General features: G+C 39.7%; 18 protein-coding genes and 2 tRNA genes. 19 read left to right on the top strand and 1 reads right to left on the bottom strand.

Features of this window, described 5'->3' with window-relative positions:
• The first annotated feature begins 11 nt into the window (after positions 1–11).
• The 14 genes from pcp to AB2B50_RS01860 all read left to right on the top strand — a co-directional run bounded on the left by pcp (position 12) and on the right by AB2B50_RS01860 (position 12,203).
• Positions 12–656, top strand: coding sequence for a pyroglutamyl-peptidase I (gene pcp / locus AB2B50_RS01795; protein ID WP_320692152.1), 645 nt, complete (start codon positions 12–14; stop codon positions 654–656).
• Between the two features lie 134 nt (positions 657–790).
• Positions 791–1,021 (top strand): DUF2969 domain-containing protein, encoded by a 231-nt coding sequence (locus AB2B50_RS01800; RefSeq protein WP_000037108.1) that lies wholly within the window; start codon positions 791–793, stop codon positions 1,019–1,021.
• 49 nt (positions 1,022–1,070) lie between these two features.
• Positions 1,071–1,151, top strand: a tRNA-Tyr gene (locus AB2B50_RS01805).
• Between the two features lie 9 nt (positions 1,152–1,160).
• Positions 1,161–1,232, top strand: a tRNA-Gln gene (locus AB2B50_RS01810).
• A gap of 278 nt (positions 1,233–1,510) precedes the next feature.
• Positions 1,511–2,713, top strand: a complete 1,203-nt coding sequence (rpsA, locus tag AB2B50_RS01815) for a 30S ribosomal protein S1 (RefSeq protein WP_001001618.1) — start codon at positions 1,511–1,513, stop codon at positions 2,711–2,713.
• 85 nt (positions 2,714–2,798) lie between these two features.
• The gene (locus AB2B50_RS01820) at positions 2,799–3,296 is read left to right on the top strand and encodes a GAF domain-containing protein (RefSeq protein WP_320692151.1); all 498 of its coding nucleotides are present in this window, start codon (positions 2,799–2,801) and stop codon (positions 3,294–3,296) included.
• Positions 3,296–4,960 (top strand): DNA polymerase III subunit gamma/tau, encoded by a 1,665-nt coding sequence (gene dnaX / locus AB2B50_RS01825; protein ID WP_320692150.1) that lies wholly within the window; start codon positions 3,296–3,298, stop codon positions 4,958–4,960. The genes AB2B50_RS01820 and dnaX overlap by 1 nt, the downstream gene beginning before the upstream one ends.
• Positions 4,961–4,982: 22 nt before the next feature.
• Positions 4,983–5,177: a DUF3272 family protein gene (locus AB2B50_RS01830; protein ID WP_320692149.1), complete on the top strand. Its 195-nt coding sequence runs from the start codon at positions 4,983–4,985 to the stop codon at positions 5,175–5,177.
• Between the two features lie 152 nt (positions 5,178–5,329).
• Positions 5,330–6,100 (top strand): Fe-S cluster assembly ATPase SufC, encoded by a 771-nt coding sequence (sufC, locus tag AB2B50_RS01835; protein ID WP_320692305.1) that lies wholly within the window; start codon positions 5,330–5,332, stop codon positions 6,098–6,100.
• Positions 6,101–6,127: 27 nt separating this feature from the next.
• On the top strand, positions 6,128–7,390 hold the full coding sequence (gene sufD, locus AB2B50_RS01840) for a Fe-S cluster assembly protein SufD (RefSeq protein WP_320692148.1): 1,263 nt from the start codon (positions 6,128–6,130) through the stop codon (positions 7,388–7,390).
• A 10-nt stretch (positions 7,391–7,400) separates the two neighbouring features.
• On the top strand, positions 7,401–8,627 hold the full coding sequence (locus AB2B50_RS01845) for a cysteine desulfurase (protein WP_320692147.1): 1,227 nt from the start codon (positions 7,401–7,403) through the stop codon (positions 8,625–8,627).
• Positions 8,614–9,051 carry a Fe-S cluster assembly sulfur transfer protein SufU gene (gene sufU / locus AB2B50_RS01850; RefSeq protein WP_320692146.1) on the top strand — a complete coding sequence of 146 codons (438 nt, stop codon included), beginning with the start codon at positions 8,614–8,616 and terminating at the stop codon, positions 9,049–9,051. The genes AB2B50_RS01845 and sufU overlap by 14 nt, the downstream gene beginning before the upstream one ends.
• 59 nt (positions 9,052–9,110) lie before the next feature.
• The gene (gene sufB, locus AB2B50_RS01855; protein ID WP_006151262.1) at positions 9,111–10,523 is read left to right on the top strand and encodes a Fe-S cluster assembly protein SufB; all 1,413 of its coding nucleotides are present in this window, start codon (positions 9,111–9,113) and stop codon (positions 10,521–10,523) included.
• A 282-nt stretch (positions 10,524–10,805) separates the two neighbouring features.
• Complete coding sequence (locus AB2B50_RS01860; RefSeq protein ID WP_320692145.1) at positions 10,806–12,203, top strand: APC family permease; 1,398 nt, start codon at positions 10,806–10,808, stop codon at positions 12,201–12,203.
• 36 nt (positions 12,204–12,239) lie between these two features.
• On the opposite strand, the gene pbp3 is transcribed toward AB2B50_RS01860, so the two are convergent.
• Positions 12,240–13,481, bottom strand: coding sequence for a D-alanyl-D-alanine carboxypeptidase PBP3 (pbp3, locus tag AB2B50_RS01865; RefSeq protein WP_320692144.1), 1,242 nt, complete (start codon positions 13,479–13,481; stop codon positions 12,240–12,242).
• A 105-nt stretch (positions 13,482–13,586) separates the two neighbouring features.
• Here pbp3 and AB2B50_RS01870 point away from each other — a divergent pair, with 105 nt between their 5' ends.
• The 5 genes from AB2B50_RS01870 to proC all read left to right on the top strand — a co-directional run bounded on the left by AB2B50_RS01870 (position 13,587) and on the right by proC (position 19,646).
• Positions 13,587–14,696 (top strand): AI-2E family transporter, encoded by a 1,110-nt coding sequence (locus AB2B50_RS01870; RefSeq protein WP_320692143.1) that lies wholly within the window; start codon positions 13,587–13,589, stop codon positions 14,694–14,696.
• A gap of 413 nt (positions 14,697–15,109) precedes the next feature.
• Positions 15,110–16,306: an elongation factor Tu gene (gene tuf / locus AB2B50_RS01875; RefSeq protein WP_001040718.1), complete on the top strand. Its 1,197-nt coding sequence runs from the start codon at positions 15,110–15,112 to the stop codon at positions 16,304–16,306.
• 157 nt (positions 16,307–16,463) lie between these two features.
• Positions 16,464–17,573 carry a glutamate 5-kinase gene (proB, locus tag AB2B50_RS01880; protein ID WP_320692142.1) on the top strand — a complete coding sequence of 370 codons (1,110 nt, stop codon included), beginning with the start codon at positions 16,464–16,466 and terminating at the stop codon, positions 17,571–17,573.
• 9 nt (positions 17,574–17,582) lie between these two features.
• Complete coding sequence (locus AB2B50_RS01885) at positions 17,583–18,845, top strand: glutamate-5-semialdehyde dehydrogenase (protein WP_320692141.1); 1,263 nt, start codon at positions 17,583–17,585, stop codon at positions 18,843–18,845.
• Between the two features lie 3 nt (positions 18,846–18,848).
• Positions 18,849–19,646 (top strand): pyrroline-5-carboxylate reductase, encoded by a 798-nt coding sequence (gene proC / locus AB2B50_RS01890; RefSeq protein WP_320692140.1) that lies wholly within the window; start codon positions 18,849–18,851, stop codon positions 19,644–19,646.
• The last annotated feature ends 92 nt before the right edge of the window (positions 19,647–19,738 follow it).

Raw genomic sequence — 19,738 nt, forward strand, 5'->3', positions numbered from 1 at the left:
AAGGAAATAAAATGAAAATATTAGTAACAGGTTTTGATCCTTTTGGTGGTGAAAAGGTTAATCCAGCTCTGGAAGCTGTTAAATCATTACCATCTGAGATTCATGGAGCTGAAATTCATTGGGTAGAAATCCCAACAGTCTTTTATAAAGCAGCAGAGGTATTAGAAACAACAATCGCCCGCTATCAGCCAGATGCGGTGCTTTGCATCGGACAAGCAGGAGGAAGAACTAGTCTAACTCCTGAACGAGTTGCCATCAACCAAGATGATGCTAGAATTCCTGATAACCAAGGGAATCAGCCGATTGACACTCCTATACGCCTGGACGGTCAAGCAGCCTATTTTAGCACACTACCTATTAAGGCAATGGTTCAAGCCATAAAAGAGGAAGGGCTACCAGCTACAGTTTCCAATACAGCGGGAACCTTTGTTTGTAATCATCTGATGTATCAGGCTCTCTATTTAGCGGATAAGAAATTTCCCGATATGAGAGCAGGTTTTATGCATATTCCTTATATGACAGAACAGGTGATCAATAAACCTAATACAGCATCTATAAATTTAACTGATATCGTCAGAGGTATCGAAGCTGCGATTGGTGCTATCGTAGATTATAAAGATAAGGACATAAAATTAGTGGGTGGTACAACCCACTAACGATGAGTCTTCACTAGATTAAAAAATTAGATTTTGTCACAAAAACTCTTTATCAAGGTTGTCTTGATAAAGAGTTTTTTCTTGCCAGTTTTTTAAATTTCTTGTACAATAGGAAGAGTGAAAAGAGGTATCGTATGAGTAAAAAAGATAAAAAAATTGAAATTCAATTAACAGACGCAACTGTTTTAGTTGGTAAAGAAAAGTATGAAGGGTATACTTTAACGATTGGTAAAAAGGTTATTGGTGAAATTGCTGAACTAGATAATCAATTTGCGATCATAAAGAATGGAAATGTCGATAGTTTTTATAAAAAACTTGAAAAAGCTGTGGAAATTTTGATTGAAAACTATAATTTAGCAAAATAAAGCTTGTTTTTTGTAAATTTTCATGATATAATAGTTTTTGTTGAACATTGGAGAGATAGCGAAGAGGCTAAACGCGGCGGACTGTAAATCCGCTCCTTCGGGTTCGGGGGTTCGAATCCCTCTCTCTCCATTTCACTTTTGGGGTATAGCCAAGCGGTAAGGCAAGGGACTTTGACTCCCTCATGCGTTGGTTCGAATCCAGCTACCCCAGTTCTTAGGTAATAAATTCAAGGATAAAAAGAAAAATATCTTAGGGTATTTTATTTTTATAATTGAAGGACGTGAACGATATAACATGTCTTTGCGGGTGCTTAGGAAAAAATTATAANCTTAGGTAATAAATTCAAGGATAAAAAGAAAAATATCTTAGGGTATTTTATTTTTATAATTGAAGGACGTGAACGATATAACATGTCTTTGCGGGTGCTTAGGAAAAAATTATAAGTATGTCAAGTTTAAGAAAAACTTGATTGTTGGAGGATTTTTTAGATGAACGAATTTGAAGATTTGCTAAATAGCGTTAGCCAAGTTGAGCCAGGTGATGTTGTTAGTGCTGAAGTATTGACAGTTGATGCTACTCAAGCTAACGTTGCAATCTCTGGAACTGGTGTTGAAGGTGTCTTGACTCTTCGCGAATTGACAAACGATCGCGATGCAGATATCAATGACTTTGTAAAAGTAGGTGAAGTATTGGATGTTCTTGTACTTCGTCAAGTAGTTGGTAAAGATACTGATACAGTAACATACCTTGTATCTAAAAAACGCCTTGAAGCTCGCAAAGCATGGGACAAACTTGTAGGACGCGAAGAAGAAGTTGTTACAGTTAAAGGAACTCGCGCTGTTAAGGGTGGACTTTCAGTAGAATTTGAAGGTGTACGTGGATTTATCCCAGCTTCAATGTTGGATACTCGTTTTGTACGTAACACTGAGCGTTTTGTAGGTCAAGAGTTTGATGCTAAAATCAAAGAAGTTGATCCTAAAGAAAACCGCTTCATCCTTTCACGTCGTGAAGTTGTAGAAGCAGCAACTGCAGCAGCTCGTGCTGAAGTATTCGGTAAATTGGCTGTTGGTGATGTTGTAACTGGTAAAGTTGCACGTATCACAAGCTTCGGTGCTTTCATCGACCTTGGTGGTGTTGACGGATTGGTTCACTTGACTGAATTGTCACACGAACGTAACGTTTCACCAAAATCAGTTGTAACTGTTGGTGAAGAAGTTGAAGTAAAAATCCTTGATCTTAACGAAGAAGAAGGACGTGTATCACTTTCACTTAAAGCTACAACACCTGGACCATGGGATGGCGTTGAGCAAAAATTGGCTAAAGGTGATGTTGTAGAAGGTACAGTTAAACGTTTGACTGACTTCGGTGCATTTGTTGAAGTATTGCCAGGTATCGATGGACTTGTTCACGTATCACAAATTTCACACAAACGTATTGAAAATCCCAAAGAAGCTCTTAAAGTTGGTCAAGAAGTTACTGTTAAAGTTCTTGAAGTTAACGCTGATGCAGAACGCGTTTCACTTTCTATCAAAGCTCTTGAAGAACGTCCAGCTCAAGAAGAAGGACAAAAAGAAGAAAAACGCGCTCCACGTCCACGTCGTCCAAAACGTCAAGAAAAACGTGATTTTGAACTTCCTGAAACTCAAACAGGATTCTCAATGGCTGACTTGTTCGGAGACATCGAACTTTAATCCATTCGAATTTGAATAAAATCCTTTGTTTTTAAAACAAGGGATTTTTCTTTTTTCTACTAGTTTTTTTTGATATAATGGTTTTATGTTATATTCAGAAAAAGAATCACTTTATCAAACAATAAATGAACAGCTCTCTTATCTTTTAGAAGGAGAGCCCAATGTGTTGGCTAATCTTTCTAATGCTAGTGCTTTGCTAAAAACAAGCTTTCCCAATACTGTTTTTGCAGGATTCTATCTATTTGATGGGAATGAACTGATCTTGGGACCCTTTCAAGGTGGAGTTTCATGTGTACGAATCGCTCTTGGAAAAGGTGTTTGTGGCGAATCGGCAGTTAGTTGTCAAACAGTGATTGTTGGTGATGTAAAAACCTATCCAAACTATATTTCTTGCGATAGTAGTGCTCGTAGTGAAATTGTTGTGCCAATGGTTAAAGAGGAACGTCTTTTGGGCGTTCTAGATTTAGATTCATCTCTTGTTGATGATTATGATGACTTGGATCAGAAATATCTAGAAGAGTATGTTGCTATTTTGTTAGAAAAAACCGAATGGAATTTTTCAATGTTTGAGGAGAAAGCGTAATGTATCAGGCCCTTTATCGAAAATATAGAAGTCAAACATTTTCACAGTTAGTAGGCCAAGAAATTGTTGCAAAAACTCTGAAACAAGCTGTAGAGCAGGAAAAGATCAGCCATGCATATCTATTTTCAGGACCTCGTGGAACTGGAAAAACCAGCGTAGCCAAAATTTTTGCCAAGGCTATGAACTGCCCTAATCAAGAGGGAGGAGAACCTTGCAATAACTGTTATATCTGTCAAGCTGTAACAGATGGTAGCTTGGAAGACGTTATCGAAATGGACGCGGCCTCTAACAATGGGGTGGATGAAATTCGTGATATCCGTGATAAATCAACCTATGCTCCAAGTATAGCTCAGTATAAGGTCTATATCATTGATGAGGTTCATATGCTTTCAACTGGAGCCTTCAATGCCCTTTTGAAAACTCTTGAAGAACCAACTCCTAATGTTGTTTTTATCCTAGCAACGACAGAGCTTCATAAGATTCCTGCAACCATTTTGTCTCGTGTTCAACGCTTCGAGTTCAAATCTATTAAAACTCAGGATATTCGAGATCATATCTTCCATATTTTAGAGAAGGAAGGGATTGCTTATGAAACTGAAGCTGTTGAGATTATCGCTCGTAGGGCCGAAGGTGGTATGCGGGATGCTTTGTCCATTTTAGACCAAGCATTGAGCTTGACTCAAGATGCTAGATTAACAACAGCTGTTTCTGAGGAAATTACTGGGACTATTAGTCTAAGTGCTTTGGATAATTATGTGACTGCCTTGGCACAAAAAGATGTGACTCGTGCTTTGGAAAATCTTAATTTGATTTTTGATAACGGAAAAAGCATGACACGATTTGTAACGGATTTGTTGCAGTATCTAAGGGATATTTTGATTGTCCAAACTGGTGGGGAGAATACTCACCATAGTGATCTCTTTAAGGATAACCTAGGTCTTTCACAGGCTGTTTTGTTTGAAATGATTGGAATTGCGACAAGTAGTTTAGCTGATATCAAGGCTAGCTTACAGCCTAAGATTTATGCTGAAATGATGACCATTCGTTTGGCAGAGATAGATTCAAAACCAACATTATCAGATGATACAAGTGGAGAATTAGCCTCACTTCGAGAAGAAGTTGCGCGATTGAAACAGGCTCTGGCAAATGTTAACATGAGTCCTAAGCAGACTACACCAACACCGAGTCGTCCAGTTAACAGCAAGTCAGTTTATCGCGTAGATCGTAATAAGGTTCAGTCTATTCTTCAAGAAGCTGTTGAAAATCCTGATTTAGCCCGTCAAAATCTAATACGTCTTCAAAATGCTTGGGGTGAAGTTATTGAAAGCTTGTCAGGTCCTGATAAGGCACTTTTAGTTGGTTCTCAACCTGTTGCGGCTAATGAACACCATGCCATTCTTGCATTTGAGTCTAACTTCAATGCTGGTCAGACCATGAAACGTGATAATCTCAACACCATGTTTGGCAATATACTCAGTCAAGCAGCGGGATTTTCTCCAGAGATTCTTGCTATTTCCATGGAAGAGTGGAAAGAAGTCAGAGCAGACTTCTCAGCTAAAGCTAAATCGTCTCAAGGTCAACCCGTTAAGGAAGAAGTTGAGGAATCTGTCCTTCCTCAAGGATTTGAGTTTCTAGCGGATAAAGTAACCATTGCAGAAGATTAAAAGGATTTTGTGACATAATACGATGAACAGACAACAATTTATAATTATGGCCTTATTTACTGTTGCCGAGACTTATTTTTTTAATGAATCCATCATGGAGCAACGGTATATCGTGGCTTTACTTTGGGCTATTTTAATCCTAAGAAATTTTAGAGTCAGCTATATTATGGGTAAAATTGTGAGCGCTATAGATGATCATTTTCGTGGAAAGAAGTAACCCTCAGCTTCTAGACAAAATTAAAGCCTTTTAGGCTTTTTTTTGTTATACTATTAAAGTATATTTATTGATATTTTATCGTTTTTTACTAGAAAACTAAGAACAATTTTCTAGCGAAAATGGTAAAACGGATTGAAAAGAAAGGAATTATCATGTCAGTATTAGAGATCAAAGATCTTCACGTTGAAATCGAAGGAAAAGAAATTTTAAAAGGGGTTAACCTGACTCTTAAAACAGGAGAAATTGCTGCTATCATGGGACCAAATGGTACTGGTAAATCAACTCTCTCAGCTGCTATTATGGGAAACCCAAACTATGAAGTCACTAAAGGTGAAGTCTTGTTTGACGGTGTAAATATCCTTGAATTGGAAGTTGATGAGCGTGCGCGTATGGGACTTTTCCTTGCTATGCAATACCCATCAGAAATTCCAGGAATTACCAATGCAGAATTCCTTCGTGCAGCTATGAATGCTGGTAAAGAAGATGATGAGAAAATTTCAGTGCGTGAGTTTATCACTAAGCTAGACGAAAAAATGGAATTGCTCAACATGAAAGAAGAAATGGCAGAGCGTTACCTCAATGAAGGTTTCTCTGGTGGTGAGAAAAAACGTAACGAAATTCTTCAACTCTTGATATTGGAACCAACTTTTGCCCTCTTGGATGAGATTGACTCAGGTCTTGATATTGATGCTCTTAAAGTTGTCTCTAAAGGTGTTAATGCTATGCGTGGCGAAGGCTTTGGTGCAATGATCATTACTCACTATCAACGTCTTTTGAACTATATTACGCCAGATGTAGTACACGTTATGATGGAAGGTCGTGTTGTACTTTCTGGTGGTCCAGAATTGGCTGCACGTTTGGAACGTGAAGGATACGCAAAATTAGCTGAAGAACTTGGCTATGACTACAAGGAAGAATTGTAATTCGCTCGTATCTTTTAGGAGAAGTAAATGACTAAAGAAACTATTAAACTTTTTTCAGAAATGCATGCTGAACCAAGCTGGTTGGCTGACCTCCGTCAAAAAGCCTTTGATAAGATTGAGAGTTTAGAATTACCAGTTATTGAGCGTGTTAAATTTCACCGTTGGAATCTGGGTGATGGAACTATTACAGAAAGTGAACCGTCAGCAAATGTTCCTGACTTCACTGCTCTAGACAATCACTTGAAGTTGGTGCAGGTTGGAACTCAAACTGTTTTTGAACAAACTCCAGTTGAGTTGGCTGAACAAGGAGTGGTCTTTACAGACTTCCACTCAGCTTTAGAAGAAATTCCAGAGCTTATTGAGGAATTCTTCATGTCATCTGTTAAATATGATGATGACAAACTAGCAGCTTACCACACAGCTTACTTTAACAGTGGTGCTGTTCTCTACATTCCTGATAATGTTGAGATTGCTGAACCAATCGAAGGTATTTTCTACCAAGACAGCGACAGTGATGTACCATTTAACAAGCATATCCTCATTATCGCGGGTAAGAACAGTAAGATTAGTTATCTTGAACGCTTAGAGTCACGTGGCCAAGGTAGTGCTAAGGCAACTGCCAATATCACAGTAGAAGTCATCGCTCGTTCTGGCGCGCAAGTGAAGTTTGCAGCGATTGACCGTCTAGGCGAAAATGTTACAGCCTACATTAGTCGCCGTGGTAAATTGGGCAATGATGCAAATATTGACTGGGCTATCGGTGTCATGAACGAAGGAAACGTCGTTGCAGACTTTGATAGTGACTTGATTGGTAATGGTAGCCATGCAGATCTTAAGGTCGTTGCCCTATCAAGTGGTCGTCAGGTACAAGGGATTGATACTCGCGTAACCAACTATGGTTGCAATTCTATCGGTAATATCCTCCAACATGGGGTTATTCTTGAGAAAGCAACTTTAACTTTCAACGGTATCGGTCACATCATTAAGGGTGCCAAGGGAGCAGATGCACAACAAGAAAGTCGTGTTCTCATGCTTTCAGACCAAGCTCGTTCAGATGCCAACCCAATTCTTTTGATTGATGAAAATGATGTCACTGCAGGACACGCAGCTTCAATCGGTCAAGTAGATCCAGAAGATATGTACTACCTCATGAGCCGTGGCTTGGATCGAGCAACTGCGGAACGCTTGGTTGTACGTGGTTTCCTTGGATCTGTAATCGTTGAGATTCCAGTCAAAGAAGTTCGTGATGAAATGATTGCAACTATCGAAGAAAAATTGTCAAAACGCTAAGGGGAAGCCTATGTTAGATGTAGAAGTGATTCGTAAGGATTTTCCAATTTTAGACCAGATTGTCAACGATGAACCTCTGGTTTATCTGGATAATGCTGCGACGACACAAAAACCACTAGCAGTTCTGGAAACTATTAACCGCTACTATGAGCAGGATAATGCCAATGTTCACCGAGGGGTTCACACTTTGGCAGAGCGAGCAACAGCATCCTATGAAGCTGCTCGTGAAACCATTCGTAAGTTCATCAATGCAGGCTCGACAAAGGAAGTCCTCTTTACTAGAGGAACGACAACCAGTCTCAACTGGGTGGCACGTTTCGCTGAGGAATTCTTGACTGAGGGGGATCAAGTTTTGATTTCTGTCATGGAACACCATTCCAACATCATTCCTTGGCAGGAAGCTTGTCGAAAGACCGGAGCTGAGCTTGTTTATGTCTATCTCAAGGACGGAGCTCTGGATATGGATGACCTGCGAGTTAAATTGACTGATAAGGTGAAATTTGTCTCCCTAGCTCACGCCTCCAATGTTCTTGGAGTAGTCAATCCAATTAAGGAAATTACTCAAATGGCCCACCAAGTTGGAGCTATCATGGTGGTAGATGGTGCTCAATCTACGCCTCATATGAAGATTGATGTCCAGGACTTGGATGTGGACTTCTTTGCCTTTTCAGGTCACAAGATGGCTGGTCCAACTGGTATTGGCGTCCTTTACGGTAAAGAAAAGTATCTGGAACAAATGTCACCGGTGGAGTTTGGTGGCGAGATGATTGATTTCGTTTATGAACAATCTGCAAGCTGGAAGGAATTGCCTTGGAAATTCGAGGCTGGAACTCCTAACATGGCAGGTGCAATTGGACTTGCTGCTGCAGTAGATTATCTTGAAAATCTTGGTATGGCAGCCATTGAAGCTCATGAACAGGAATTGATTGCATATGTCTTTCCAAAATTGCAGACAATTGAGGGATTGACCATATACGGTTCGCAAGATTTGGCTCAACGTTCAGGTGTTATTGCCTTTAACCTAGGTGATCTTCACCCTCACGACCTCGCTACTGCTCTGGATTATGAAGGAGTAGCAGTTCGTGCCGGACACCATTGCGCTCAACCTTTGCTCCAGTATTTGGACGTTCCAGCAACAGCTCGTGCAAGTTTTTATATCTATAATACCAAGGCAGATTGCGACAAGTTAGTCGATGCTTTACAAAAGACAAAGGAGTTTTTCAATGGCACTTTCTAAACTAGATAGCCTTTATATGGCAGTGGTAGCGGACCATTCGAAAAATCCCCATCACCAAGGGAAGCTAGAAGATGCTGAACAAATCAGTCTTAACAATCCAACTTGTGGTGATGTGATTAATCTCTCTGTTAAGTTTGATGCAGATGATCGTTTGGAAGATATCGCTTTTCTAAACTCTGGTTGTACCATTTCAACTGCCTCTGCTAGTATGATGACAGATGCAGTCTTAGGAAAGACCAAGCAAGAAATCCTAGAGCTTGCAACCATCTTTTCTGAAATGGTGCAAGGTCAAAATGATGAGCGTCAAGATCAACTTGGAGATGCAGCTTTCTTGTCAGGAGTTGCCAAATTTCCGCAACGAATCAAATGTGCAACCCTAGGTTGGAACGCCCTTAAGAAAACAATTGAAAATCAAGAAACATAGTAAGATAAGTTTCTTTTGTCTTATAAATCACAGAAATAAAGAATGAAAGAAAGGATATTATGGCTGAAGAAAGAGTAGAACCAAAACCAATTGACCTTGGTGAATATAAATTTGGTTTCCATGACGATGTAGAGCCTGTCCTATCGACAGGAAAAGGATTGAATGAAGATGTCATTCGTGAACTATCAGCTGCTAAGGGAGAGCCTGAGTGGATGTTAGAATTCCGTTTGAAATCTTATGAAACCTTCAAAAAAATGCCCATGCAAACATGGGGAGCAGACTTGTCAGAGATTGATTTTGATGACTTGATTTACTACCAAAAACCATCTGATAAACCAGCCCGTTCTTGGGATGAAGTTCCTGAAAAAATCAAAGAAACCTTTGAACGTATTGGGATTCCTGAAGCTGAGCGTGCTTATCTTGCTGGAGCTTCTGCCCAGTATGAGTCAGAAGTGGTTTACCACAACATGAAGGAAGAATTTGAGAAGTTAGGTATTATCTTTACTGATACAGATTCTGCCCTCAAAGAGTACCCAGACTTGTTTAAACAATACTTTGCTAAGTTGGTACCACCGACTGATAACAAGTTGGCAGCACTCAACTCAGCAGTATGGTCAGGTGGAACCTTTATCTACGTTCCAAAAGGTGTGAAAGTGGATATTCCACTTCAAACTTATTTCCGTATTAACAACGAAAACACTGGTCAGTTTGAACGTACCTTGATTATCGTTGATGAGGGAGCAAGTGTCCACTATGTAGAAGGATGTACAGCGCCAACTTATTCAAGTAACAGTTTGCATGCTGCCATTGTAGAAATCTTTGCTTTGGATGGAGCTTACATGCGTTATACAACCATCCAAAACTGGTCAGATAACGTTTATAACCTAGTAACGAAACGTGCTAAAGCCTTGAAAGATGCTACTGTTGAGTGGATTGATGGAAACTTGGGTGCCAAAACAACCATGAAATATCCATCTGTTTACCTTGATGGAGAAGGAGCACGTGGAACCATGCTTTCGATTGCCTTTGCCAATGCAGGGCAACACCAGGATACTGGTGCTAAGATGATCCACAATGCTCCACATACAAGCTCGTCTATCGTATCTAAATCCATCGCTAAAGGCGGAGGTAAGGTTGACTACCGTGGACAAGTGACCTTTAATAAGAACTCTAAGAAATCTGTTTCTCACATTGAGTGTGATACCATTATCATGGATGACTTGTCAGCATCAGATACCATTCCATTTAATGAAATCCACAACTCGCAAGTAGCTTTGGAACACGAAGCTAAGGTTTCTAAGATTTCAGAAGAACAATTGTATTACCTCATGAGTCGTGGATTGTCAGAATCCGAGGCAACAGAGATGATTGTCATGGGATTTGTGGAGCCCTTCACTAAAGAACTTCCAATGGAATACGCAGTTGAGCTCAACCGCTTGATTAGCTACGAAATGGAAGGATCAGTCGGATAAACTTTATGAACAAAAACTGAGGCTGGGACAAAAGTCCTAGCCTCTCAATTGTCTTTGGATTGTCGAGCACGACGCAGTGGTTGAGTGGGCTCTACTACGCTGAGTTCATCAGCTTTTACAGCCCTACTCAACTGTGCGGAGGTGGGACGACGAAATCGTATTCTAACGAATTACCGATTTCTGTCCCACTCTCAGTTTTTTGGGTTTATGAGGCTAATAAATATTCACAAAAATCCTTATATATGATAAAATAATACAATCTTATAAATTGGGAGATGAATGATGAATATTTTTAGAACCAAGGATGTTAGTCTAGGTAAAACAGAAATGCATCGTCATTTAAAACTATGGGATTTAATTCTTTTGGGAATTGGTGCTATGGTGGGAACAGGTATCTTTACCATTACAGGGACTGCTGCAGCAACATTAGCAGGACCTGCCCTTGTGATATCGATTGTAATTTCTGCTATCTGCGTGTCCTTATCTGCACTTTTTTTTGCAGAATTTGCTTCTCGTGTTCCTGCAACGGGTGGAGCCTATAGTTATTTATATGCAATTTTAGGAGAATTTCCAGCCTGGATTGCAGGTTGGCTGACTATCATGGAATTTATGACAGCTGTTTCTGGTGTCGCTTCAGGTTGGGCGGCTTATTTTAAGGGTTTGCTAAGTCATTATGGAATTTCCTTGCCACAAGCCTTAAATGGAACTTTTAACCCTGAACATGGTACTTATATTGATTTTTTACCAATTTTAGTAATTCTACTTGTTACAGGTGTTGTACTTTTAAATTCGAAAGCAGCTCTTCGTTTTAATTCTATTCTAGTAGTTCTAAAATTTTCTGCTCTTGCCTTATTTATCCTAGTTAGAATTTGGTACATTAAACCTGAAAATTGGTCAGACTTTGCACCATTTGGGTTTGGTCAGATTTATGGTGGAAGCACTGGGATTATGGCAGGTGCTTCACTCATGTTCTTTGGATTTTTAGGGTTTGAATCCATTTCTATGGCAGTTGATGAAATTCAAAGTCCACAAAAGAATATTCCCCGTGGAATTGTTTTATCCTTGACCATTGTAACCATACTGTATGCCTTGGTTACCTTGATATTAACAGGTATCGTTCACTATAGTAAGCTCAATGTTGATGATGCAGTGGCTTTTGCTCTTAGAAGTATTGGTATAGGTTGGGCAGCTAATTATGTTTCACTCGTTGCGATTTTTACTTTGATTACGGTATGTATCTCGATGACCTACGCCTTGTCACGAATGATTTATAGTTTAGCTCGTGATGGGCTCTTACCTCAGAGTTTTAAACAAGTGACTAAGTCGAGTCGGGTACCTAAGAATGCGACCATTTTAACAGGTGTCGTTTCAGCGATTGCAGCAGGAATCTTCCCTCTGGCAAGTATCGCAGCCTTTCTCAACATCTGTACTTTAGCCTATCTTATTCTCTTAGCCTACGGGATTATCAAACTGAGAAAAGATAAGGGGATGCCAAAAGAGGGAGAATTTAAAACTCCCCTGGTTCCTTTTTTACCAATCTTGTCTATTCTGATTTGCCTTTCGTTCATGCTTCAGTATACCCTTGAAACATGGATGGCATTTGGCCTTGCTTTATTAATAGGTATTATAATTTACTTTGTTTATGGATATAACCATTCGACTGTAGCTGAAAATGAATAAAGAAAAAAATCGCGAAATTCGCGATTTTTCGATTTTTTATAACTTCTCGTTAACAAAACGAACGAAGCGATTCCACCAAACTTTTAAGAAGAAGGCTTTTTCGACATTTTTTTCTGCGACCATCTCAAAACTAGGTTTATCACTTGTAATGTATCCTTGACCAACTAGATCCTTATCTTCGTAGGTCAGATGTCCAACGACAGTTCCTGCCTCAAGTGGAGCAGTGTGTTCAGTCGTGTCCGCTGTGTAAGTGATAGTTGATTGTGTACGACTACCCAGACGTTGTACGATTTTTATATCTTCTTTGGCGACAGCTGTTACTGTATCTTCCTTCCCATCTAATACAGGCGATTTACTATCTTCATAACTTTCTCCTTGTTTGACGATTGTCTGCAGAGCAAAGTTTGATGAGATGTAATCTAAAATAGAAGAAGTAGCTGTAAAGCGTGCATATGGATTGGTATCTTGGTTGTCAGCGTTTAAAACAACAGTGATGATACGCATTCCTTTTTCGACTGTCGTACCTACAAAGGAGGCTCCAGCCTTATCAGTTGTTCCTGTTTTAAGACCGTCAACTCCACCACGATAGGCAGGCATTCCCTCCAACATATAGTTGGTAGAATGAATGGTCATCCCTGCAAAAGTAGAAGAAGGCTTCTTTGTGATTTCTAACACTTGAGGATACTTGAGGATAAGATTGCGAGCAACGACAGCAACATCATAAGCGCTCAATTTGTTTTCATCATCTTTTTTAGATCCTGGATAGATATTATTTCCAAGAGTTTCATTATTGAGTCCAGTTGTGTTGACAAGTGTAGCATCTTGAATCCCCCATTCTTGGAGTTTGGCCTTCATCATATCTACAAAGTCCTTCTCAGAACCAGCAATTTTTTCAGCTAAGGCAATAGCAGCACTGTTAGCGCTAGATACCAAAGTCGCTTCTAGTAACTCTTCAACAGTGTAATTTCTAGCTTCCATGGGAACATTACTAGCTGCAGAATTAGTTGTCAACTGGTAGGGATAATCAGAAATTTCTACAGGAGTAGAAAGAGAGATTTTCCCCTGTTCCAAGGCTTCGTAAACTAGATAAACAGTCAGCAATTTGCTAATAGAAGCAATTTCAACAGGTTGAGTAGCATCCTTTTCATATAAAATCTTACCACTATTAGCTTCAACAGCAATAGCATGTTTTGCTGCTACATCAAAATCTTGGGCAGCAACAGTTGTTGCTGAAGCAAATGAAAAGAGCGTTATTAAGGTTAAAAATAATTTCTTCATAGTAACTTTATTCTATCATAAAGGCAAAAGATATTCTTGTTTTTTTGATGAAAGTTATCAATCTTTTTTGAAATATGGTAAAATAGTGTAAAGAGGAGGTGGCCTATGTTTCGGAGAAACAAACTATTCTTCTGGACAACTGAAATTTTATTAATAACCTTAATTTTCTATCTATGGAAAGAAATGGGTGCTATTATTACACCCTTTGTCAGTGTTGCAAATACAATCATGATTCCTTTTTTATTGGGAGGATTTTTGTATTATCTAACCAACCCAATTGTTATCTTTTTAGAGAAGGAATGCAAAATCAATCGCATCATTGGGATTTTGTTAACCCTTTGTGCCTTAGTTTGTGCACTCGTACTTAGTTTTGTTTATCTACTGCCGATTTTGATTAATCAGTTAAGTAGCTTAATTTACTCGAGTCAAAACATTTACGGTCGTCTTCAAGATTTAGTCATTGAGTTATCAAAACATCCAGCTCTACAAAATCTAGATATCCAACAAACTATTCAGCAACTGAACCTCTCTTATGTTGATATTTTGCAAAATATCTTGAACAGTGTGACAAATAGTGTTGGAAGTGTTCTATCTGCACTCGTAAGCACTGTATTGATTATCATCATGACACCAGTTTTCTTGATTTACTTATTACTTGATGGGCATAAATTTTTACCCATGTTAGAAAGAACTGTATTAAAACGAGATAAATTGAACATATCTGGTTTATTGACAAACCTAAATACAACTATTTCTCGTTACATTAGTGGAGTGTCTATAGATGCAGTTATTATTGGATGTTTAGCTTTTATCGGTTATAGTGTGATTGGTCTAAGATATGCCTTGGTCTTCGCCATTTTTTCTGGATTGGCTAATTTGATTCCGTATGTAGGACCAAGCATTGGCTTGATTCCAATGATCATCTCAAATCTCTTCACCGATCCTCATAAAATGATTATTGCTGTCATTTATATGTTGATTATTCAGCAAGTTGATGGAAATATTTTATATCCACGTATTGTGGGTGGGGTTATGAAGGTTCACCCGATTACTATTTTAGTCTTGCTTTTATTATCAAGTAATATTTATGGTGTGATTGGGATGATTGTTGCTGTTCCAACCTATTCCATTTTAAAAGAGATTGCTAAATTCTTAGCGCGACTGTATGAAAATCATAAGGAAGCACAAGAAGTTAAGAAACATCTATCAGAATAAAGATGTCGGGATAAAAAATCCCGACCTTTTTTTGATCATTGTATCTTTGGCGCTGTAGTTGATCAACCTTTTTATTGGTTTTCAAACTCTCAAATCTCTTATAATGAAACTTTAATTTTTCTATACATAAATTTTTTACAAACAACTGAATGATTGAAGTCTTTCGAGGCTGGGAATAAGAAATTCAGACTTGGCTTATCGATTTATGGTCTATCGCCTTTTGCTAAAATAAGCCTATTTATAGATATTTTAAATAAATTGGTAGAGGAAGTAGAGCAAGAATAAGAATAATTCACAAAAACTTTGTAAAACACTTGCAATTTAGCTGAAATTTGATAAAATAGTAAGGAAAGTTAGACTGTATTGCCTACTGTCTATCTATAAAATATATTTTATTGGAGGCTTTTACTCAAATGGCAAAAGAAAAATACGATCGTAGTAAACCACACGTTAACATTGGTACTATCGGACACGTTGACCACGGTAAAACTACCCTAACTGCAGCTATCACAACTGTTTTGGCACGTCGCTTGCCTTCAGCAGTTAACCAACCTAAAGACTATGCGTCTATCGATGCTGCTCCAGAAGAACGCGAACGCGGTATCACAATCAACACTGCGCACGTTGAGTACGAAACTGAAAAACGTCACTACGCTCACATCGACGCTCCAGGACACGCGGACTACGTTAAAAACATGATCACTGGTGCCGCTCAAATGGACGGAGCTATCCTTGTAGTAGCTTCAACTGACGGACCAATGCCACAAACTCGTGAGCACATCCTTCTTTCACGTCAGGTTGGTGTTAAACACCTTATCGTCTTCATGAACAAGATCGACTTGGTTGACGACGAAGAATTGCTTGAATTGGTTGAAATGGAAATCCGTGACCTTCTTTCAGAATACGACTTCCCAGGTGACGATCTTCCAGTTATCCAAGGTTCAGCTCTTAAAGCTCTTGAAGGTGACTCTAAATACGAAGACATCATCATGGAATTGATGAACACTGTTGATGAGTACATTCCAGAACCAGAACGTGACACTGACAAACCATTGCTTCTTCCAGTCGAAGACGTATTCTCAATCACTGGACGTGGTACAGTTGCTTCAGGACGTATCGACCGTGGTACTGTTCGTGTCAACGACGAAATCGAAATCGTTGGTATCAAAGAAGAAACTAAAAAAGCTGTTGTTACTGGTGTTGAAATGTTCCGTAAACAACTTGACGAAGGTCTTGCAGGAGACAACGTAGGTGTCCTTCTTCGTGGTGTTCAACGTGACGAAATCGAACGTGGACAAGTTATCGCTAAACCAGGTTCAATCAATCCACACACTAAATTCAAAGGTGAAGTTTACATCCTTACTAAAGAAGAAGGTGGACGTCACACTCCATTCTTCAACAACTACCGTCCACAATTCTACTTCCGTACTACTGACGTTACAGGTTCAATCGAACTTCCAGCAGGTACTGAAATGGTAATGCCAGGTGATAACGTGACAATCGACGTTGAGTTGATCCACCCAATCGCCGTAGAACAAGGTACTACATTCTCTATCCGTGAGGGTGGACGTACTGTTGGTTCAGGTATGGTTACAGAAATCGAAGCTTAATTCGATTTAGTTCCCAGAAGAACAATTATTTAAGTCAGACACTAAAAGAATCTTGCTTTGCAAGGTTCTTTTTTTGCGATCATAAGTGAGAGAGTTCCTTTTTTACAATTTCATAAAATCATGGTAAAATGGTTAGATATTAAATTTGGAGAAAAATATGAAGTACAAGCGTATCGTATTTAAGGTAGGGACTTCATCCTTGACTCATAAAGATGGAAGTTTATCTCGCAGTAAAGTAAAAGCTATTACACAGCAGCTTGCAATGCTGCATGAAGCAGGTCATGAGCTGATTTTGGTGTCTTCTGGGGCTGTTGCAGCAGGTTTCGGAGCCTTAGGATTTAAAAAACGACCAACAAAGATTGCGGATAAGCAAGCTTCAGCGGCGGTTGGTCAAGGATTGCTTCTGGAAGAATATACAACAAATTTGCTTTTAAGACAGATTGTTTCAGCGCAAATCTTGCTAACTCAGGATGATTTTGTCGATAAGAGACGTTATAAAAATGCCCATCAAGCTTTATCAGTCCTTCTCAATCGTGGTGCAATTCCTATTATCAACGAGAATGACAGTGTCGTCATTGACGAACTTAAGGTCGGAGATAATGATACGCTCAGTGCTCAGGTAGCTGCAATGGTGCAGGCAGATCTTTTGGTTCTCTTAACAGATGTAGACGGTCTTTATACTGGTAATCCTAACTCGGATCCAAGAGCTAAACGCTTGGAGCGAATCGAGACCATCAATCGTGAAATTATTGATATGGCTGGTGGAGCAGGCTCATCTAATGGAACTGGTGGCATGCTGACTAAGATAAAGGCAGCGACCATTGCGACAGAGTCAGGAGTACCGGTTTATATTTGTTCATCCTTGAAAGCTGATGCTATGATAGAGGCGGCAGAGAAGACTTTGGATGGTTCTTACTTTGTTGCACAGGAAAAGGGACTTCGTACCCAGAAGCAGTGGCTGGCCTTTTATGCCAAAAGTCAGGGAGCAATTTGGGTTGATAAAGGGGCGGCAGAAGCCCTCTCTCAACATGGAAAGAGTCTCCTTTTATCAGGGGTTGTAGATGTTGAGAGCAATTTTTCTTATGGTGATATTGTAACGGTATTTGATAAGGAAACTGGAAAATCACTCGGAAAAGGTAGAGTGCAACTAGGTGCATTGGGGCTCAAAGATGTCCTTCGTTCTCAAAAAGCCAAGGGAGTCCTGATTCATCGTGATGAATGGATTTCTATCACTCCTGAAATCCAACTACTCTTTACAGAATTTTAGAGGTAAACTATGGTAAGTACACAAGAACAATTTGAACTGGTACAGGCAGTTAAAAAAACCATCAATACTGCTAGTGAAACAGTAAAAAACCAAGCCTTGCTAGCTATGGCCGATCACTTATTGACAGCTACTGAAGAGATTTTATCAGCTAATGTTCGTGATATGGAAGCGGCTAAGGGGAAAATCTCAGATGTTATGTTGGATCGTCTTTATTTGGATGCAGGGCGTATAGAAGCAATGGCAACTGGGATTCGTGAAGTGGTTGCTTTACCAGATCCAATCGGTGAAGTCCTAGAAAGAAGTCAGTTTGAAAATGGTTTGGTCATTACTAAGAAGCGTGTGGCTATGGGTGTTATTGGCATTATCTATGAAAGTCGTCCTAATGTGACTTCTGATGCAGCTGCCCTTGCTCTCAAGAGTGGAAATGCGGTTGTCCTTCGGAGCGGTAAGGATGCCTACCAAACAGCTCATGCCATTGTCATAGCCTTGAAGAAGGGCTTGGAGACTACTACTATTCATCCAGACGTCATTCAATTAGTAGAAGATACTAGCCGTGAAAGTAGTTATGCCATGATGAAGGCTAAGGGTTATCTAGATCTTCTTATTCCTCGCGGAGGTGCCGGGTTAATCAATGCTGTCGTTGAGAATGCTATTGTGCCAGTTATCGAAACAGGTACAGGGATTGTTCATGTCTACGTTGACAAAGATGCGGATGAAGACAAGGCACTGTCTATTATCAATAACGCTAAAACTAGTCGTCCTTCAGTCTGCAATGCCATGGAAGTGCTGCTTGTTCATCAAGACAAGGCGGCAAGCTTCCTTCCTCGCTTGGAGCAAGTTCTAGTTACCGATCGAAAGGAAGCTGGTCTTGAACCAATTCAATTGCGTCTAGATGAGAAAGCTAGTCAATTTATTTCTGGGATAGCAGCGGAGCCACAAGATTTTGACACTGAGTTTTTAGACTATGTCTTAGCTGTTAAAGTAGTTTCTAGTCTTGAGGAAGCTGTAGAGCATATCGAAGCCCACAGCACCCATCATTCGGATGCGATTGTGACTGAAAATGCTGATGCTATAGCTTACTTTACGGATCAAGTGGACTCGGCAGCGGTTTATGTCAATGCTTCGACTCGTTTCACAGATGGTGGCCAATTTGGTCTGGGTTGTGAAATGGGGATTTCTACTCAGAAATTACATGCGCGTGGTCCAATGGGCTTGAAGGAATTGACTAGCTACAAATATGTGGTTACTGGTGATGGACAGATAAGGGAGTAAGAGATGAAGATTGGATTTATCGGTTTGGGAAATATGGGTTCCAGCTTGGCTAAGGCTGTCTTGCAGGCAAAGATTAATTATCAGATTCTCCTTGCAAATCGTAGTCAAGCTAAGGTGGATGCTTTTATTGCCAATTATGGTGGTCTGGCTTCTATCAATGACGAAATCTTTGCAGAAGCAGATGTGATTTTTCTAGGAGTAAAGCCAGCACAGTTCTCAGAACTGCTTACTCAATATCAGTCAATCCTTGAGAAACGAGAAAGTCTTCTTTTGATTTCCATGGCAGCTGGTTTGACCTTGGAAAAACTCGCTAGTCTTCTTCCAAGTCACCATAGGATTATTCGCATCATGCCTAATACACCTGTTGCTATTGGGCAAGGAGTGATTAGTTATGCCTTGTCTGCAAATTGTCATCCAGAAGACAGTGAACTTTTTTGTCAACTTTTAGCCAGTGCAGGGCAGTTGGTTGAAATAAGTGATAGTTTAATAGATGCGGCAACAGGGCTTGCAGGTTGTGGTCCTGCCTTTGTCTATCTATTTATCGAAGCTTTGGCAGATGCAGGAGTTCAAACAGGATTACCAAGAGAAACGGCATTGAAAATGGCGGCTCAAACAGTAGTTGGTGCAGGTCAAATGGTCCTAGAAAGTCAACAACATCCTGGAGTCTTGAAAGACCAAGTTTGTAGCCCAGGTGGTTCGACCATTGCTGGTGTAGCAAGTCTAGAAGAGCATGCTTTTAGAGGAACCGTTATGGATGCTGTCAATCAAGCCTACAAAAAAACTCAAGAATTAGGCAAATAAGAGGTGAGCATTAAAACTCACTCTCTTTTTTTCTTACAAAGTAGAAAATGAAAAAAGCTTTTCACAAATCCCCATTTTTTTGATAGAATAGA

The sequence above is a fragment of the Streptococcus fermentans genome, assembly GCF_040888305.1.
GTDB lineage: Bacteria > Bacillota > Bacilli > Lactobacillales > Streptococcaceae > Streptococcus > Streptococcus fermentans.

Bases quoted from the DNA above. Each gene is read 5' to 3' on its own strand.
- pcp (WP_320692152.1), top strand. From the start codon at position 12: ATGAAAATATTAGTAACAGGTTTTGATCCTTTTGGTGGTGAAAAGGTT.
- AB2B50_RS01800 (WP_000037108.1), top strand. From the start codon at position 791: ATGAGTAAAAAAGATAAAAAAATTGAAATTCAATTAACAGACGCAACT.
- rpsA (WP_001001618.1), top strand. From the start codon at position 1,511: ATGAACGAATTTGAAGATTTGCTAAATAGCGTTAGCCAAGTTGAGCCA.
- AB2B50_RS01820 (WP_320692151.1), top strand. From the start codon at position 2,799: ATGTTATATTCAGAAAAAGAATCACTTTATCAAACAATAAATGAACAG.
- dnaX (WP_320692150.1), top strand. From the start codon at position 3,296: ATGTATCAGGCCCTTTATCGAAAATATAGAAGTCAAACATTTTCACAG.
- AB2B50_RS01830 (WP_320692149.1), top strand. From the start codon at position 4,983: ATGAACAGACAACAATTTATAATTATGGCCTTATTTACTGTTGCCGAG.
- sufC (WP_320692305.1), top strand. From the start codon at position 5,330: ATGTCAGTATTAGAGATCAAAGATCTTCACGTTGAAATCGAAGGAAAA.
- sufD (WP_320692148.1), top strand. From the start codon at position 6,128: ATGACTAAAGAAACTATTAAACTTTTTTCAGAAATGCATGCTGAACCA.
- AB2B50_RS01845 (WP_320692147.1), top strand. From the start codon at position 7,401: ATGTTAGATGTAGAAGTGATTCGTAAGGATTTTCCAATTTTAGACCAG.
- sufU (WP_320692146.1), top strand. From the start codon at position 8,614: ATGGCACTTTCTAAACTAGATAGCCTTTATATGGCAGTGGTAGCGGAC.
- sufB (WP_006151262.1), top strand. From the start codon at position 9,111: ATGGCTGAAGAAAGAGTAGAACCAAAACCAATTGACCTTGGTGAATAT.
- AB2B50_RS01860 (WP_320692145.1), top strand. From the start codon at position 10,806: ATGAATATTTTTAGAACCAAGGATGTTAGTCTAGGTAAAACAGAAATG.
- pbp3 (WP_320692144.1), bottom strand. From the start codon at position 13,481: ATGAAGAAATTATTTTTAACCTTAATAACGCTCTTTTCATTTGCTTCA.
- AB2B50_RS01870 (WP_320692143.1), top strand. From the start codon at position 13,587: ATGTTTCGGAGAAACAAACTATTCTTCTGGACAACTGAAATTTTATTA.
- tuf (WP_001040718.1), top strand. From the start codon at position 15,110: ATGGCAAAAGAAAAATACGATCGTAGTAAACCACACGTTAACATTGGT.
- proB (WP_320692142.1), top strand. From the start codon at position 16,464: ATGAAGTACAAGCGTATCGTATTTAAGGTAGGGACTTCATCCTTGACT.
- AB2B50_RS01885 (WP_320692141.1), top strand. From the start codon at position 17,583: ATGGTAAGTACACAAGAACAATTTGAACTGGTACAGGCAGTTAAAAAA.
- proC (WP_320692140.1), top strand. From the start codon at position 18,849: ATGAAGATTGGATTTATCGGTTTGGGAAATATGGGTTCCAGCTTGGCT.